Below are 16,897 nucleotides of genomic sequence, written 5' to 3' on the forward strand. Positions count from 1 at the left end.
TATGTGGTTTAAGATGCTTTATTTGGTTCAATCATTACGGTAATACTATTCCCCATGTGAATCGTATTCGAATTAGTTAAAGTTTTATTGCCATTTTTTAATGATACGAATGAGTAACCGTTCGGAAGAGCTCCCGAAGAAGTGGCCGCCGCTTTCAGCGTATCATAAGAAATAGATGATACATCATAGTAAGGACCTGCAGTTTTGTAGGAAATTATATTTCCAGTTGAAACTACTTTGTAGGCTAAAGCAACACTGTTTCCGCTGTAGTAGTTTGAATCTAGCTCATTACTAACAGCACCGCTGTAGATCCATCCGTTAATTGAGGGATGACGAGCATCCTTAATGTAATAGTATACTGAGCCTTCACGCGTTTTCTTTACCGCTTTAGTAATAGTCAGTTGATCAGCGGTATAAGGCTTTCCGGCCGTTTTCCTTGGATCTACATTTGATAGAATATTTTTTGACTTGTATTGGGTATATTGTGGTGCTGACCAAATACCATAGGTTTTGCTCCGAATGGAGTTAAAGTATACCGTTGTATTCTTAGGTAGTGCGACGGATTGAGTGGTTTGCGCTGAGACAACACCACCAGCAAACTTATTTAATTGTTTGCCTCCGTACACGTAGCCTCTATATTTGCTATCCATGGAAACAACACGATAGTAAATTTGGCCCGTGTTGGTTTTTTCATAACCGTAAGCTCTGAAATATTTTTTTGAGCTATTTGATTTATTGAAAGCCTTCATTTTTGCCTTAGAAATAATAATTTTTGCACCCCTTGTCGTACCGGGCTTGGTATACAGTGCATTTTCACCAGTAGACTGAACATTCCGTTTGGTTCCGGAAGTTTTCAGCGCAGTATAGTCAGTAGTAATTGTTGCTGCTGAGATTGAAGCGGGTAGAGTGCTAGATATTGTAGCAGCCAGTGCCATTGCTGAGATGCCAAGTAATAAATGTTTCGTTTTATTAATCATTTTATAACGCCCCCTGTTTTGTGGTAATTATATACTAATTAAAAAAAGTTTAGCGCGTAAAAAAACAGTCCTCAAATGCAGTGCTTCATAATTGTTAGACAAATAAGTCTAACAATTATGAAGCATTTTTGTATGTTTAAATACAAACAGGTACAAAAAGTTTAGGTGGTGTCAAAAATTTAAAACTGATCTTTAAACTAAACATCGTAATATACTCCCAAATTTTTTTACTTTTTAAAAGAAACGGAAGGGATCTTGCTCATTGAATGATGGAACCTTAAATGCTTTAAAAGCTTATGAGGCCAAATCGGACACTTGACAAATTCTCATAAAGTTTTAATGTTCGATATAATAAGAGGACGCGTTGTATGATTTATAGCATAACTATTTTTTTATGATTGATGTCAAAGATGCTACTATTTTTCAATCCAATAACTGTGTGGCAGACTCTGATATTACTTGAGCTAATAGGGTTATATCCTTGAAAGATGGCAATACTGCTTATATGGGAGATACTGAATCTTTCAAAAGAATTTATGTCAAAACTCATAAATATCTTTATATTTTACGGGGGGGAGAATAATGAAAAAAATAATCATAAAACAGTATTTCATATATTTACTAAAAGGAATTTTTATCATGCTAATTTTGCAAACGTGGTCTCTACAAAAAGTTAACAACTCATGGGTGATGCCCATAACGCCAGTAACTATATGGAATTTTCTGAGCTGGTTGCTATGCTATCCCATCTTGCGGAAAAGGTTTGCTGTACTCTTTAGTAAAGATGATGCTGGAATGGAATCTTATAAAAACAAAGCGTTGAAACTGCATCAGCAAGATATTTCGAATAACCATAAGCACCGGCAATGGACAAGCGATGGCGTGGTTGTTAATCCTTGGGCCTTCCAATATTTAGGCACCCAGACTACTGATGAAATCGTAAATCCCATTTTTGTTTTTTTTGAACATTTATGGATCTCATTTTTATTAATTATTTTGGGACCAATATTTATTGTTAGTTTGATGTTTATAAAAATAACCAAATATTTAGTTAAGAGAATCCACGTGAAATCACATTGACGACTGTACATACTTAATTAAGAAGTAGGTGATATGTTGTATTTGCACTTTATATGTAAAACTTTGAGTCTACTTTGAATAATATAAAAAATTAAAGGATCGTCCGCCTAGATACTCAGTGTAAACAAGCGCATAGGTTAGATGTAGAAAGTCACAAAAGGACCTGACATCGCTGTCAGGTCCTTTTGCATGTAATACTACCAATTTCGAAACGCCTTTCCATTTCGACCAAAATCTTTGCGATAGAGGACAAAGCCAATTGCAGCAGTAATCACATCGGCAATGGGTTGGGCAACAATCACGCCCTGATAACCCATAATTGTGGCGACAATGAAGATGACGCTGACAAACACAATTCCTTGGCGCGATATTGACATGATGAACGCATCAAGTGGCTGATTAACTGACTGGAACATGGTGGTGAACACGAGTGAAATTCCGATAAAAGGGGTTGTAATCAGGAACCAACGCAGCATATAACTGGCGGCGTGAACAACTTCCTGATCATTCATAAATAAGCCGCACAGCATTGGAGCAATGGCAATCAGAATGAGGGCGATGACAAAGGCAAAGCCGGCATTCACTAAAATATCAAATTGAATAATTTTATTGAGGCGTTCTTTATTTTTGGCGCCATAATTATACCCAATGAGTGCCTGAGAACCGAAACAAAATCCGACCAATACCATGGTCACAATTGTTTCGATTTTTGTGGCGATACCAAAACCAGCCACTTTGCTTGCTCCGTAAGCAATTAAGAAATTATTCATGATGGCCGTTCCGAGCATTGTCATGAAATTGGTGACGGATGCTGGAATGCCAATCATGAGGACGTCTTTAATTTCAACAGATGGAATTCTCATTTTATGAATATTAATATGAATGTAGCGGGTTCGCCGGATGGTGTAGGCAATTAAAATTGAATCGGTTACGAGATAGCCAACCACTGTGGCAAGTGCTGCACCGGCGGCTCCTAGGTGAAAGGTAAAAATAAATAAGGGATCTAGGAATATTTTTAAAACGGTTCCCGAGGCAGTCCCAAGCATGGATTCTTTGGCTAAGCCTTCCGTTCGCAGCGTATTGATTGGAACTAAGGAAATGATAATTAGGATTCCTGCTGCCGCCATGATTTCGTAGTAAATGGCCGCGTACTGATAGGTGGCTTGAGTGACACCTAACCAGCCTAAAACCTGCTGTTTAAAAATGAAGAGACAGATCGTCACAATGACGGCTAACACGGTAGCACCATAGAAGCAGAAACTATTAACCTTACCCGCTAAATCATACTTTCGTTGGCCCAGTAGTCGCGAAATGGCCGAACTACCACCAAGACCAAACATGTCACCTAGCGCAATCATCATTGAAAATAGCGGCGTACAGAGTGTAATCCCGGCAACAAGGTTCGCATTTTGCGTTTGGGCAACGAAGAATGTATCGGTTAGGTTGTAAATCATCGAAACGACAGTTCCCAAAACAACTGGCAATGCCAATTTAAAGTAGGCCTTGGGGATGGGGGCCTTTTCAAATAATTCTAAAATGAGATCATCACCTAACTTATTTCATAATAATTATTATCTTACCACTATTAGAAACGCTTGTTCAAAAGCGTTGGCGCCGTTTTTATTGGGTGATTATGCTATACTTTTCACCGATATAACTTGTACAGTCGGGGGACGTTATTATGGAAACAGCACCACAATCAACCAACTGGAAGTCGAACGTCGGCTACTTCTTGGCCGCACAAAACTTCTTTTTATTCGGATCATCATCCGTATACTTTGCAATTCTGTGGTATATCGCACTAAAGGCATCATCGGGGACTTGGATCATGCTCGCAACAATGGCAACAACGCTCCCACAAATCTTAATTTCGCTATGGGCGGGGATTTGGGCGGATCAATATAATCGAAGAAAACTAATTATCTTATCAAGTTCTTTCGTGACAATTTTTACGATTGGGCTTGCGCTACTCTACTTTTTTGAGGTTCGAAGTCTGTGGTTGTTGCTTCTAATCGCGGCAATTCGGTCGTTGGGATCTGGGGTGCAAACCCCAGCCGGAAACGCACTACTGCCGGAGATCACACCCAAGGTTGAACTATCCCGCATGAACGGGCTGAATCAATTTATTAGTTCAATGCTCTTACTCATTTCGCCGATACTAAGTGGACTCATTTTGGGCAAACTTGGCATCATGTTTGTTTTCGTCGTGGATTTAGTGACGGCAACGACTGGGATTATTTTGATGGCACTGGTTCGTTTACACAATCAAGATCGCAAAGTAGTGGGTCACAGTGCCGTTCTACCCGGAATCTGGGATGGTATCAAATACACCTTTTCCCGCCAATACTTGCGAAACTTCATGTTGTTCACCGTTGTGGCATTTGCGCTCGTAGCACCGTCATCACAGCTATCCACGTTGTTTGTGAAACGGACCTTTGGCTCAGCCGTCTGGCGATTGACGCTCAACGAGTTGCTATGGACGATTGGGGCTTTGCTGGGAAGCCTGTACATCACCACACACAAAAAATTACCAAATAAAATCCGACTCATCACCATTGGGTTTATCGGATCAGGAATTAGTTTTGCCGTCATGGGAATACCGGAACCATTCTGGGTCTACCTGCTCTTCATGTTTTTCTCGGGAATCTGCATGCCCATTATTCAAGCCTCATCCAATATTTTAATTCAAGAAAACGTGCCAAATGACAGACTAGGCCGGGTGTTCTCGATTCTCCAAATTTTGTCGACGGGGATCTACCCGATTGCCATGCTGTTGTATGGTCCTTTGGCGGATCAAATTGCAATCAAGTACATCCTAATTGCTACGGGGCTCATTTTAATCGTGGTCGGGTTTATGTTTTACAAACGTCTCTCAGGATTGGCGGATAAACTAGACGAACTGAAGTAGCTTTTCCTGATGATTTCTTAATGCTATCATTAGCTAACTTATAGTGGGATGTGACTTTATATGGAGAAGACCACGCTTAAGCAGCAATTAACAACCACACTTAGCAGCGCGCACCGAATGGCCTCCAAATTTGGCGGGCAACACCGCTTAATCTGACCCATAACCTCATTTATACGATTGATAGTGGTAAAATAACGAATATGATTTTTGTGCTGTTGTGGCATTAGAAAAGGCTCGCCAATTGGCGAGCCTTTTGCTTACTTCAAATCCCGTCTACGATAACCATACAACCCAACAACTAGCAGTATTGCGGCGACAATTAACATCCAGCTAAATGTAACGCCATTGAAATCCTTAAGCGGAACTTTTGGCACCCATGCAAATGGGGTAAACTGCTTGGCCCAATTTGGCATGTCTACCAAATTGCCTAGGTACATGGCAACAACCGCATAGACAATGTAGAGCCACATTGCGCTGCCAAACCGAGGGATGAAGCCAACAATGACGGCAGTAATACCAATCATGATGAGTAGTGCGGGAATAAAGGCGGCGAAGCTTGACCACAAAAGATCATAGCTGAGCTGATTTGCGGAATCCAAAACCGAATTTCCAGTCACAATCAGACTGCCAATTCCGACGAACCAAAGGAGAATGCCGCTAATAGCGCTAATGAGATAGTAGCTTAGGTACAAGCGGGTTCTGGATAGCGGCTTTGCGTGCAGCAACTCCAGCCACCCTTTGCCTTCGTCTGACTTCAATTTGAGCATGAGTTGAACACTCGGAATTGAAGAAACGATGACGATGATAATTGAAATAATAGCGATAAAATTGAGTAAAATTTGATGGCTGGCAGCGTTAGAAGCTCCCTTGGTGAATACCTGCTGCATGGTCGAATTACTTTTCAAAATTTGGCCAATATTTTTGAAGATGGAGCCGTAAGACGCGCCCAATGCTGCCACGCCGATAAACCAGGAAATAATGATGGTGCGATTTAAGCGCCACCCTAAACTGATTGGGCCGCGGAGGAAGCGAGACGCTGTGCGGCGGCCAGAATGTGTCGCGACCAGGCCACTACCGGTGTCCCGATGCTGATTCAGAAAAAAGGCCAGAATGACCAACACCATCGATAAAATCAACATGTAAATAAGCGGGAGCCAGTTATTATCCTGATAAGCGGACGTCTTTTCAATCCAGCCTAGTGGAGACCACCAAGTGTAGCTGGGGTTTTGAACGTCAGTCATCATTCTCACAATATAGAAAATGCCAAAAATAAGGTAAGACCACATCGTAGCCCCGCTTGAGTGATCAGAAATTTGAGCCATAACCATGGCAATGGCACCAAACATGAAGCCAACGACACCAAGTGAGAGACCTAGCAGAAAGTCGCCGGTTAACTCACTACCGTTCATGTTTGCAAAATAAAGACCGAGGGATAGAAGAACCCCAATCACTAAGTTGTACAGGAAAATTTCCCAAGTCGATGCCGCCAATGAAGCCAGTTTTCCAGTTGATTTAGCCCTAAGTAGCTCCGTCAGGCCGCTATCTTCCTCGGACCGAGTGGCCTTAACCGTAATCGCAATATTTAAGACAATCATGACAATTGCCATGAAGAGGGTCATTTCGTTTGCAAAAACGTGGGCGGTATCAATTGAATTTAGCGGATAGCTAAAGGTTCCAAACATGGCGACCATGGATCCCTCACGCAAAGTGGGCATAATCGAGTTAATTTCTGCGGTGGTTCCATACATATCCGTAAATTTGTAAGCAATTGTGGTCATGAGAATGACGATAATCGCGAACCACAGACAAAGTTTCAACCAATCACGACGCAAACTTACTCGGAACAAAAAGTTGGTTTTATTAAACAGATTCGACATTTTGCTCACTTCCTTCATCGTAGTAACGGAGGAACAAATCCTCAAGGGTGGGCGGTGTGCTTTGTAGGCTCGTAATGCCATGGCCTGAAAGGTAAGTCATAATGGTTTCCAACTGGTCGGAGTCAGCGGAGAAAGTGATTTTAGTACCTGTATCTGCTGACTGCGGATTATGAACGCCGGGTTGTTGCGCCAGGTCACTCATTTCTTTTTTCGTTGAAACGGTGATGATTGTGCGAGTTAATTGTCTCATTTCATCTAAACTGCCGGTTTCAATAATTTCTCCTTCACGAATAATCGCAATGCGGTCACACATTTTTTCGACCTCTGACAAAATGTGACTCGAAAGCAGAACTGATTTGCCAGCCTTCTTTAGGGCTAAAACGTGACGTTGAAAAATTTCTTCATTCAACGGATCTAGTCCAGAGGTTGGTTCGTCAAAAATGAAGAAGTCTGCATTGGTGGAAAGTGCAGCAATCAAAGCAACTTTTTGCCGATTTCCTTTTGAATAAGAACGGGCCTTCTTGGATGGGTCTAAGTTAAATTCTTTGATGAGTGCATCGGTTTTTGCTGAATGGGATTCATTGCCCAGTTTTAAGAATAAATCAATAATTTCGCCACCGGTCATGTTTGGCCAAAGATAGACATCACCAGGAACGTAAGCGAGCCGGTCGTGAATGGTGACACTATTTTTCCAAACATCGTCCCCAAAAATAGTTGCGGAACCGCCACTTGGTTTCAGAATTCCCAACAGAGTTCGAATCGTGGTCGACTTTCCCGCACCATTTGGGCCAATGAAGCCGAAGACCTCCCCAGGTTTCACTTCAAAACTAATATCCTTTAATGCGGTAAATTTACCGAATTTCTTTTGTAAATGGTCAATTTTTAATACTGACGATTGAATTGTCATTGCAATCCCCCTCCTCCTAATTTCGCCATAATCATAAGGCTAGATTGTGGGGAAGTCAACAAAAAAGTGAAATATATTTTTAAAATATTTCACCCTTATAAATCCGATTAAATTAGGAACTTAAACTAAAAAGTGAAATATAAGTGTGCTATAATTTCACTGTATGGAATACGAAGGTGGCAATTGAAATGGCAACACAACAAGAACGAAAAAAACAGCGACGAAATCAAATTAAAGCTGCCGCACAGAAATTATTATTTGAAAAGGGATATCAGGCAACCAGCATTGCGGATATTGCGAAAGTTGCCGAGATATCTCCAGTGACCTTGTATAAATATTTCGAAAGCAAGGATCAAATTGGTGAGGAAATTGTTCTCAGCTTGATTAATGATGGCTATGCGGACTATCAAAAAATGATTGATAATGAGAAAATTTCGTTTGAAGATCTCATTAAAATGATGATGCGTGGCGGTGTGGGGATGACTTCAAACATGAGCGTTGGTTTCTACAAATTCATTGTTAAGGAACTGCGCGAAAACGAGACAGTGAAAGCAGCCTACAATGATCGAAAGGGTTACTTTTGGAATTCATTAATCAAACGGGGCAGGGATGCTGGCTTAATTAGTCCGACGATTTCTAACGCGGCCTTGATGGTTTATTTAGATATGTATATTCAATATGCACAGAATCCCATCAATAAGGACCAGTATGAAGCCCATTCAGAAGTGATGTTGTCGATGTCGGAGGAGTTAAACCATTTGTTCTTTTACGGGTTTATGGGAGTGCCAAAGGAAGAAAATAAAGAATAGCGTATAAAAAACGACTGAAACTCCGAAATGAGCTTCAGTCGTTTTAATTATTCACCCACCTGTACCGAACTAATTCCGGTTTCATCCAAAGCGGTTAAGAATTGACGGGTTTCCTCGACACTTAGGTGACCAGGTAGCGACGATCGTTTTAAATCAGCGAACGTTGCCGCACTGTTGAATGATCGCCCCGATAGACGGGTAATCGTTCCCATTGGGCCTAGCGCAACCGATACTAACGGCTGATCAATCGTTTCACTCGCCGTTAGTGTGGCTTCCATTAGGTTTAGAATATCACGATGTTGATTTGGTTGAACGGCCAGTTTGATGAAGTCGACTTGTTCGTTTGCCATTTGACCCAACACGTCTTTCAAGTCGACCAAACTTGGCGTTTCTTTCATATTGTAGTAGCTTTCCAAAACGGGGACGTTATTAACCGTTGCCAAATTGTGGAGCTGCTGGCGAATGCTAACGGGGCGTGACCAGTTTAGTTCAACGGCGTCCGTCAAATGGTTGCTGATCAGTTGGCTGGTCAGTTGCTGATAAGTAAGATCATCGATGTGTGCATGACCGCCTTCGCTTTTATCCCGGAGCGAAATGACAAGCGGAAGATCTCCCAATATTTGCTGAAGTTTCTCGGCCGTTTCGCGGATTTTTTCTGAATCATTGACGTCATCGAAATAATCGAGTCGCCATTCGACTAAATCGGCACTAGTGGACAGGATTTGTCCAGCGAAGGCAATCACTTCACTAGCTGATCGTTCTGAGATTGGAACGCATATTTTTGGTAATCCCAGACCTAAGTATAATTTTTTTAACTTTGCAGGTTTCATCGTGTTTCTTCCTCCATCATATCAAAAAATGATATTGTTCTCATTTTTAAAACTAGCATTATTATTCGTATAACACAAGGATTATAGCTAGTTTCAGCAGTTAATTTTCAATAAGGGTTGACTATAAATGAGAATAGGGTTAAATTTAATCTAATCAATTTTAAAGGAGAACTTTCAAATGACTAAATCAACTCGCTATTATTACTATTGGTTTATCTAGTGTTTGTGCCGCGGAAGGTGCAGACACTTGTTTGCATCCGATGCGGCCAATAGTTGATTTGGAAAGATCTCTTGGTCTCGCAGACGATTTATGGAAAGAAAATCTGCAGGCCACACAGCCGTCTTTAATTTATAAATGTGTGAATCCCGCAGAATAATCTGCGGGATTTTTTTAATTCAAAATGGAGGGTTTCAAAATGAGATATGTCACTGCGGGAGAATCCCACGGACCAGCGCTAACAGCCATCATCGAAGGGTTGCCAGCTGGATTAACAATTAGTGAAGCACAAATAAACGAGGACTTACATCGACGTCAGCAAGGTTATGGGCGGGGAAATCGCCAAAAGATTGAGTCCGACCATGTTGAAATTTCATCCGGAGTTCGCCACCAGTTAACCATTGGATCACCAGTAACACTCCGAGTTGTAAATGATGATTTTCGCCACTGGCAGGAAATTATGGATCCCAGCAGTGAAGCTACTGCAGAAAACTCAGTTCGTAAGGTTGAGCGGCCCCGTCCCGGTCACGCCGATTTAGTGGGCGGAATGAAGTATCGCCATCACGATTTACGAAACGTTTTGGAACGTTCGAGCGCCCGGGAAACAACCATGCGGGTGGCCGTTGGGAGCGTTGCAAAGCAATTATTAGCGCAAATTGGGGTTGAAGTTTTAGGATTTGTTTGCCAAATCGGACCAGTCAGCGCGGATCCCACCAAGCTAAATACATTTGCTGATTTAGCGGCTTTAAAGGTCGCCACTGATCAAAGTGAAACGCGCACATTCGATTCTGACGCAGAAACCAAGATGAAAGTTCTGATTGATGAGACCAAAAAAGCCGGCGATACGCTGGGCGGCATCGTTCAGGTCCTAGCAACTGGCTTACCAGTTGGGCTAGGAAGTTACGTTTCCGCAGAGACAAAAATGGACGGCAAATTAGCACAGGCAATCATCGGTATCAACGCGTTTAAGGGCGTGGAATTTGGTGAAGGATTCCAATTTGCTAATCATCCAGGTAGCGAAGGAATGGACGAAATATTTTGGCAAAAGGATCAGGGCTTCTATCGGGAAACCGACCACCTTGGCGGATTTGAAGGTGGGATGACAAATGGCATGCCGGTTAACATTAAAGCGGTGATGAAGCCGATTCCGACTTTATACAAGCCGCTACGAAGCGTGGACATTAAGACGAAGGAAGCCTATAAGGCTAACGTTGAGCGTTCCGATACGACGGCGGTCACCGCGGCGGCGGTAGTTGCGGAAGCGATGACGGCAATCACATTGGCAGAAGCGGTCCTTGATAAATTTGACGCCGATTCAATGGCACGATTACAGGAACAACTGACTAATTACAATGAAGAAATTAAGAATTTCTAGGAGGAATTTGAATGGGACATACACTGTTAACGAATCAGCGCAATTTGACTGGGACCATTCAGGTTCCTGGCGACAAAAGTATTTCTCACCGAAGCTTGATGTTTGGTGCAATCAGTGAAGGCAAAACGGTGGTTGATAATCTCCTGTTTTCGGAGGACTGCTTGCATACTTTGGCGGCATTACGACAACTTGGGGTTCCAATTCAGGTGGATGAAGCACATCAGCACGTGGAAGTAACCGGTGTTGGTCTTGACGGATTACAAGCCACAAATCAGCCACTAAATATGGGAAATTCGGGGACGTCAACCCGGCTATTGATGGGGCTACTAGTGAATCAACCATTTCCACTGACATTTGTCGGGGATGGGTCATTAAGTCAGCGTCCACTCAAACGGGTGACTGATCCCCTCCAACTGATGGGTGCAAAATTCGAGGAAAATGAGGGACATTTACCCATTACGATGGCCCCAAGTAAGGGACTAAGCGCCATTACTTACAAGCTCCCAGTCGCAAGTGCGCAGGTGAAAAGTGCCATTTTGCTGGCGGCAATTCAAGCGGATCAACCAAGTGTATTGGTCGAAAAGACAGTCACGCGGGATCACACGGAACGAATGCTTCAACGATTTGGTGGCGAGATAAAGCGAGAAGGGTTAACCCTTACGGTGACGCCTAAACCTCATTTAATCGGGCAACGCATCACGGTTCCGGGAGATTTCTCTTCAGCAGCATTTTTCCTCGTTACTGGTCTGTTAGTTCCCAACAGTACCCTAGTTTTAAAAAACGTGGGGCTAAATCAAACGCGAACCGGACTGCTCAAATTATTAGAACGCATGGGTGCGGTTATCGAAATCTCGGAACGCGCCGATGATTCTGAACCAACAGCGACGCTAACCGTCCATCAGCAAGTCCTACACAGGATCACAGTTGATGCGAATGATGTGGCTCTAGCCATCGATGAGATTCCACTGGTTGCGCTGTTGGCAACCCAGGCAACGGGTCAAACGGTGATCACAGGTGCTGAGGAACTTCGATTTAAAGAAACCGACCGAATCAAAACGGTTTCTGAAGAGCTTAATAAATTAGGTGCACACATCGCACCGACAAAAGATGGCATGGTGATTGAAGGCCAGACACCGTTGAAAGTTATCGGTAAGCAAAACGTTGACAGCCATGGCGATCATCGGATTGCGATGATGCTGGCAGTGGCGGCACTCATCACTGAAGGTCAGGTCGACTTGCAGGATGCAGAAGCAGTTGCCGTTTCATACCCAACGTTTTTGACTGAATTGGAACGACTTTGTGGAGGTGTCATCGCATGACACAACTGATGATTGTTGGCCTGGGTGAAATGGGGGGCTCACTGGCTGCCAGCCTCAAGGCCAAAAAAGTGGCCGTCGACATTACGGGCGTTGATCAAAACCAGCAGTCACTCACGGTTGGCCTTTCGAAGGGCTGGATTGATCAGGCTGGAACGTTGGCTGACGCGAGTGAAATGGACTTCATTGTTTTGGCCACACCAGTTACAATCATTCGCCAAACGTTAGCCCAACTCGCAAAGCAGCCACTTAAATCAACGGTAGTGGTAACTGATTTGGGAAGTACCAAGGGTCAAATCACCCAGATTGGCGATCAATTGGGGGCACGTTTCATTGGTGGCCATCCGATGATTGGTAGCCAAAAGGCGGGAATTGAAGCGGCGGACGCAAAGTTGTTAGTCGGCTGCCAGTACTTTTTAACGCCGACCACGCCGACCGTCGCAATGGTCAAATGGCAAACGCTACTAACGCCACTGCAAATTAGCTGGCACATCATGAGCCCTGCTAATCACGATCAAATGATGGCAACGCTGAGTGATTTGCCACACGTTGTCGCCGCGACTTTGGCAGTGACAGCCAGTGAGACCTTCCAGGATGATGCTAGTAAGTTCAAACTCGCTGCGGGTGGTTTCAAAGATACGACCCGAATTGGCGCAGCAGATCCAACCATGTGGCGCGATATTCTTTTATCAAATCAGGAGAGTACGTTAGCGGAGATTGACCATTTTCAAACTAAATTAGCAAAACTAAGGGAAGCAATTGCGGCAAATGATGGACAGGCAATCATGGACTATTTTAAACAGGGTCAGGCCGTCCACAACAAATTGAAGGAGTGATTGAAATGTCATTAATATTAGTCGGATTCATGGGAGCAGGAAAAACCACCATTGGGCAACAAATTTCACCATTGATTCATTTACCTCAACAAGATTTAGATGATTTGATTATCAAAAAGGCTGGTAAGCCAATCCCCCAAATATTTGATGAAGTCGGTGAGGCTGGTTTCCGCCAATTGGAAACCCAAGTCCTGGAAAGCACGATTGATGATGCAGCCGTTATTTCGACCGGTGGGGGGGTAATTATGCAGACAATTAATCGACATTTATTGCAGGGAGCACTTGCACCGGTGGTATACTTAAAGACGAGTTTTGAAACTATTTTGGCCCGAATTCAAAATGACGACAACCGACCATTGGCAACCAACATTACGGCCATGGCTAGACTATTCAACCAGCGTCAAAGCCTTTACGAGGAAGTGGCGGATATCGTGGTGGATACGGATGCAAAATCTCCCGCATTCATTTCGACGGAGATTATGAATCAGTTGGCAAGCGTCAGCGAATTAAGGCACAGTGCAATGTAAGGAGGCACCTTTGTGGCAGAGGATCTTGCACAATTAAGACAGCAGATTGATGATTTAGATGACCAAGTGCTCACGATTTTGGCAAAACGATTTGAAGTTGTTAAGCGAGTTGCGGCATACAAAAAGGAACACAAACTGCCTGTCGTTCAGGAAGATCGAATGGCGGGAGTCGTAACGCGTTTAGCGACGGTACATAAAAGTGCAGAAATGACGCCTGAATTCATTTCAAAACTGTATCGGTTGATTATGAATCAGGCGGTAACGGCTGAGAATTCATGGGTTGATGAGTCAAATTAACAACAAATTAAGGAAAAGGGTGGCTCTTTTGGAAACTGATACACAATTAGCAGCGGTACAACAATTTACGAAAGCACGGATGGCTGATGACGAAACAGGTCACGGCTATGATCATATTCAGCGAGTCGTCAATAACGTTAAACAGCTATTGGCAAAGGAAACTGGTGCAGACCAGTTAGTGACAATTAGCGCCGCCTATTTACACGACGTAACGGACGACAAGCTTGTCGAAGATGTTAACGCAGCGACGGATGAGTTGACGAACTTTTTAAAGGAAACTCATTTTTCAGAGGACCAAGTTGCTGAAATTTTAGAAATTATTGCGAACATGTCGTTTAGTAAATCGCTAAATGGTCAGAATGCAAAGCCACTTCCCATCGAAGGGCAGTTAGTTCAGGATGCCGATCGATTAGATGCAATCGGGGCAATTGGCATTGCCCGCGCGATTTATTTTGGCGGTCATTTTGGTGAAAAATTGTATGATCCCGAAATTGCACCTCGCGTAGAGATGACGAAGGCGGATTACCGCGACTTGTCGAACGAAACGATTATTAATCACTTTTACGAGAAACTATTGAAACTTAAGGATCGAATGAATACCAACGCTGCAAAGGAAATTGCAACGGGACGTCAAAAAACGATGCTGGAATTCTTGGATAATTTTAAGGATGAATGGGACGGTATTCAGTAGTATATTAAAGAAGCTTCCGACAAAAATGTCGGAAGCTTCTTTTTATTTAATTTTAAAATAATAAACCAACCGCACCAGCCCATGCGCAATCAGCGAAATAACTAGTGAGTAGCCCAACACAATCAGGATAATGAGGCCAAACTGGGTAATTAGCTTAATCCACCAAGTCGAAACCCCAACAAATGTGAGGAGCAACGTCACAAGTACAATTAACACGGTGAAACTGATAAATCCTTGCCAGGAATTATTCAAATCGGCGCGACTTAGGTCGAAACCACCAATGCTGATATTTAGCGAAATAACGATGAATAGAAGCCACAACCAGAATGATTGATTTGAAACGGTTAGGTTCATAAAGAAGAGTGACCAATCTAAACTTGCGGGAGATTGAAGTAGGCTCGTCATCGCATTGAACAAACTGGGAACCAGTAGGCGAGCAAATCCAAGCAGTGCCAAGGTGCAGCCAAAAATAGGGGCAATCCCGATAAATAGATTTCCCAAAACTTGATAAATGTTTCGCTGGTTCCACGTGTGGTTCACGTAGCCCAAAGCGCGATCCCGAGAATCGACTTCTGGTTGATAGGCCGTATGTTTTTCGGATTTGGGGAGTTTTAAAAATCGGACAGCCACGATTTTATGGCCAAATAATTTTGCAACTAAGTAATGACTAAATTCGTGCAGAAAAATACCGATGAACCCAAAGTAAACCTGACTATTCATGCTAAAAGCCGTGGCCAAAAGTCGTTTGGTATTCCGGTTGACCAAGGTGAGGCCAAAGATAAGGGCAGCGGGGATGACAAATAGATACAGGCCGACTGCCATAAAGTTACTTATGAGTTCATGTCCCATGCGAACGCCTCGATTAATCTTCTTTTATATCAACAAATTTTCCGTGAACGAGTTTCCGAATATCCTCAGCTTGGACGGCAACTGAGCGACCGACCTGGCCCGACGAAACGATAATTTCACCCTGCTTTTTGGCAGTTTCATCGAAATAAATGGGATATTTAAATTTTTCCCAGATGCCAATGGGGGTGTTGGCGCCATGCTCGTAGCCAGTTGTGGCCAGGAGCTCTTTAAGTGGAACCATGCCCACTTTTTTGTTGCCGGAGACCTTTGCTAATTTTTTGTAGCTAAGGTGTTCGTCTAGCGGAACAACGCCGACCAGTGGCCCCGTTTCCTTGCCAGTCAGGACCAACGTTTTATAAATTGTATGCTCATCAACGTCATCGTGATCAACATCAAGTTGTGCGACGTCGCCTTCTTCATGAGTTGGGAAGACGTGTTGTTTGTAGCTAATGTTGGCTTTGTCTAAAATTTGTTCAACCAACGTCTTATGAATTCGCGATTTTTTATTCTTTTTTGACATCTTAAGCCCACCTTTGACTATTTTGATGAGAATAAAAACCAACCAATTTTTAAAATGGTCCGAATTATTCCCAAAATTGATTTAAAACTGGTATACTCAATTAGATTAACATAATTTGGTACGAATTAGTTTTGAGGAGATAGGATGGCAGATCTAATTTATCGCAAGGTATTGCATGATTTGAAGGATCGGATTCAAAATGATCAGTTCAAAAATCAGCGCCTTCCAGACGAGCGGAGTTTAAGTGAGCACTATGGCGTTAGTCGTAGTTCTATTAAACGTGCGCTTAGTGTGCTAGCAAACCAAGGAATTATATTTAAAAAACGGGGATCTGGAACCTTCATTAACCCATTATACAGGAAGAATGATTCAATTTTTCACTATGAGGGGTCGAATTTAGGAATTACGGATAGTTTCAAGAGTGATAATCAAACACCGAGTATTAAACTACTGAACTTTAGCGTTGTTCCGGCAACGGAAGAGTTGCAACAAGAGCTCTTTTTGGAACCGGGTGACTTTGTCTATGACATTAAAAGACTGCGGTTGTTTGACGACCAGCCGTTTATGATTGAACAGGGATATATTCCAATAAAAATTGCGCCAGAATTATCGGCAAAAATTGTGTCGGAATCCATTTTTAATTATCTTGAAGAACAACAGGGCAAAGTCGTTACGAAGTCCTTTATGTCAATACAGGCAGCACCATCAACGGACGAGGATCAGAAATTATTAAACCTCAAGCCCATTGAGCCGGTGGGCTTGATGGAAGGAATCTTCTTCCTTGATGATGGGACGCCGTTTGAAGTATCGAATATGCGGCTGCACTACAAGTATCTTCAATATAATACGTTTGTGTCGCTGGATGAAGAATGAGCGTCACA

General features: G+C 42.9%; 17 protein-coding genes. 10 read left to right on the forward strand and 7 right to left on the reverse strand.

Features of this window, described 5'->3' with window-relative positions:
- Positions 1-8: 8 nt before the first annotated feature.
- The gene (locus tag FGL90_RS05115) at positions 9-977 is read right to left on the reverse strand and encodes a hypothetical protein (RefSeq protein ID WP_147657177.1); all 969 of its coding nucleotides are present in this window, start codon (positions 975-977) and stop codon (positions 9-11) included.
- Between the two features lie 582 nt (positions 978-1,559).
- On the opposite strand from FGL90_RS05115, the gene FGL90_RS05120 reads away from it, so the two are divergent.
- Positions 1,560-2,057: a hypothetical protein gene (locus FGL90_RS05120; protein ID WP_147657179.1), complete on the forward strand. Its 498-nt coding sequence runs from the start codon at positions 1,560-1,562 to the stop codon at positions 2,055-2,057.
- Between the two features lie 197 nt (positions 2,058-2,254).
- On the opposite strand, the gene FGL90_RS05125 is transcribed toward FGL90_RS05120, so the two are convergent.
- Positions 2,255-3,595 carry an MATE family efflux transporter gene (locus tag FGL90_RS05125; protein ID WP_147657181.1) on the reverse strand — a complete coding sequence of 447 codons (1,341 nt, stop codon included), beginning with the start codon at positions 3,593-3,595 and terminating at the stop codon, positions 2,255-2,257.
- A gap of 143 nt (positions 3,596-3,738) precedes the next feature.
- On the opposite strand from FGL90_RS05125, the gene FGL90_RS05130 reads away from it, so the two are divergent.
- The gene (locus FGL90_RS05130) at positions 3,739-4,965 is read left to right on the forward strand and encodes an MFS transporter (RefSeq protein ID WP_147657183.1); all 1,227 of its coding nucleotides are present in this window, start codon (positions 3,739-3,741) and stop codon (positions 4,963-4,965) included.
- Positions 4,966-5,222: 257 nt separating this feature from the next.
- Here the strand turns inward: FGL90_RS05130 and FGL90_RS05135 are convergent, their stop codons facing one another.
- Both FGL90_RS05135 and FGL90_RS05140 read right to left on the reverse strand, forming a co-directional pair.
- A complete protein-coding gene (locus FGL90_RS05135; RefSeq protein WP_010620448.1) occupies positions 5,223-6,842 on the reverse strand; it encodes an ABC transporter permease in 1,620 nt (539 codons plus the stop codon).
- Positions 6,826-7,749 (reverse strand): ABC transporter ATP-binding protein, encoded by a 924-nt coding sequence (locus FGL90_RS05140; protein WP_010620447.1) that lies wholly within the window; start codon positions 7,747-7,749, stop codon positions 6,826-6,828. The genes FGL90_RS05135 and FGL90_RS05140 overlap by 17 nt, the downstream gene beginning before the upstream one ends.
- Positions 7,750-7,937: 188 nt before the next feature.
- Between FGL90_RS05140 and FGL90_RS05145 the strand changes: the two genes are divergently transcribed.
- On the forward strand, positions 7,938-8,558 hold the full coding sequence (locus FGL90_RS05145; protein ID WP_147657185.1) for a TetR/AcrR family transcriptional regulator: 621 nt from the start codon (positions 7,938-7,940) through the stop codon (positions 8,556-8,558).
- A gap of 47 nt (positions 8,559-8,605) precedes the next feature.
- Here FGL90_RS05145 and aroD read toward each other — a convergent pair whose 3' ends face one another.
- Positions 8,606-9,388, reverse strand: coding sequence for a type I 3-dehydroquinate dehydratase (aroD, locus tag FGL90_RS05150; protein ID WP_147657187.1), 783 nt, complete (start codon positions 9,386-9,388; stop codon positions 8,606-8,608).
- A gap of 416 nt (positions 9,389-9,804) precedes the next feature.
- On the opposite strand from aroD, the gene aroC reads away from it, so the two are divergent.
- The 6 genes from aroC to FGL90_RS05180 are packed head-to-tail and all read left to right on the forward strand — an operon-like array spanning position 9,805 to position 14,647.
- Positions 9,805-10,980 carry a chorismate synthase gene (aroC, locus tag FGL90_RS05155; protein ID WP_147657189.1) on the forward strand — a complete coding sequence of 392 codons (1,176 nt, stop codon included), beginning with the start codon at positions 9,805-9,807 and terminating at the stop codon, positions 10,978-10,980.
- An 11-nt stretch (positions 10,981-10,991) separates the two neighbouring features.
- Entirely contained in the window at positions 10,992-12,299 is a 1,308-nt protein-coding gene (gene aroA, locus FGL90_RS05160; RefSeq protein WP_147657191.1) for a 3-phosphoshikimate 1-carboxyvinyltransferase, read from the forward strand.
- Positions 12,296-13,132, forward strand: a complete 837-nt coding sequence (locus FGL90_RS05165; protein ID WP_010620442.1) for a prephenate dehydrogenase — start codon at positions 12,296-12,298, stop codon at positions 13,130-13,132. The genes aroA and FGL90_RS05165 overlap by 4 nt, the downstream gene beginning before the upstream one ends.
- 5 nt (positions 13,133-13,137) lie before the next feature.
- Positions 13,138-13,659 carry a shikimate kinase gene (locus tag FGL90_RS05170; RefSeq protein ID WP_010620441.1) on the forward strand — a complete coding sequence of 174 codons (522 nt, stop codon included), beginning with the start codon at positions 13,138-13,140 and terminating at the stop codon, positions 13,657-13,659.
- Between the two features lie 12 nt (positions 13,660-13,671).
- Entirely contained in the window at positions 13,672-13,956 is a 285-nt protein-coding gene (locus FGL90_RS05175; RefSeq protein WP_010620440.1) for a chorismate mutase, read from the forward strand.
- Entirely contained in the window at positions 13,943-14,647 is a 705-nt protein-coding gene (locus FGL90_RS05180; protein WP_010620439.1) for an HD domain-containing protein, read from the forward strand. Before FGL90_RS05175 ends, FGL90_RS05180 begins: the two co-directional genes overlap by 14 nt.
- Positions 14,648-14,689: 42 nt before the next feature.
- Here FGL90_RS05180 and FGL90_RS05185 read toward each other — a convergent pair whose 3' ends face one another.
- Together FGL90_RS05185 and FGL90_RS05190 are read right to left on the reverse strand one after the other, a co-directional pair.
- Positions 14,690-15,496 carry a hypothetical protein gene (locus tag FGL90_RS05185; RefSeq protein ID WP_010620438.1) on the reverse strand — a complete coding sequence of 269 codons (807 nt, stop codon included), beginning with the start codon at positions 15,494-15,496 and terminating at the stop codon, positions 14,690-14,692.
- 13 nt (positions 15,497-15,509) lie between these two features.
- Entirely contained in the window at positions 15,510-16,016 is a 507-nt protein-coding gene (locus tag FGL90_RS05190) for an aminoacyl-tRNA deacylase (RefSeq protein ID WP_010620437.1), read from the reverse strand.
- 144 nt (positions 16,017-16,160) lie between these two features.
- On the opposite strand from FGL90_RS05190, the gene FGL90_RS05195 reads away from it, so the two are divergent.
- Positions 16,161-16,889: a GntR family transcriptional regulator gene (locus tag FGL90_RS05195; RefSeq protein WP_010620436.1), complete on the forward strand. Its 729-nt coding sequence runs from the start codon at positions 16,161-16,163 to the stop codon at positions 16,887-16,889.
- Positions 16,890-16,897: the final 8 nt, after the last annotated feature.

It is taken from the genome of Secundilactobacillus malefermentans, from assembly GCF_008033155.1.
Classification (GTDB): domain Bacteria; phylum Bacillota; class Bacilli; order Lactobacillales; family Lactobacillaceae; genus Secundilactobacillus; species Secundilactobacillus malefermentans.